The sequence below is a fragment of the Aeromonas piscicola genome, from assembly GCF_000820005.1.
Classification (GTDB): domain Bacteria; phylum Pseudomonadota; class Gammaproteobacteria; order Enterobacterales; family Aeromonadaceae; genus Aeromonas; species Aeromonas piscicola.
This window is the reverse complement of the sequence record NZ_CDBL01000067.1, coordinates 104413-104759: the sequence shown is the minus strand read 5'-3', so window position 1 is coordinate 104759 and position 347 is coordinate 104413. Positions and strand designations below refer to the sequence as shown.

Genomic DNA, 347 nt, shown 5'->3' with positions numbered 1-347 from the left:
GTGGCGCAGTACGTGGGTGTTCTGCCCGGGTAGCAGCTCCATCCCTGCCCGTTCGATCATCATCTCGAAGGCCCGATAGCAGTCACCAAACAGGCGGCGCGTTTGCGAGGCTCACCACGACGGTACCCCACACTGGCACCTGCTGTTGTTTATGCGCCCTGCCGACCAATGGCGGGTGATCAGCACTCTGCAGCTGTATGCCTTGAGCCATGACCGTGAAGAGTTGATCCGCGATCCCAAGGGGCTCCCCTCTCATACAGACTTCACTCCGCGCTTTGACTGGGAGGAGATCGATCCAACCAAAGGAGATGCTGCGGGATATATCGCCAAATACATCGCCAAGAACA

Annotated in this window: 1 pseudogene; it reads left to right on the top strand. The window is 58.2% G+C overall.

Features of this window, described 5'->3' with window-relative positions:
• Nucleotides 1–97: 97 nt before the first annotated feature.
• Nucleotides 98–347, top strand: a pseudogene (locus tag BN1128_RS16885) (replication endonuclease); the annotation flags it as partial.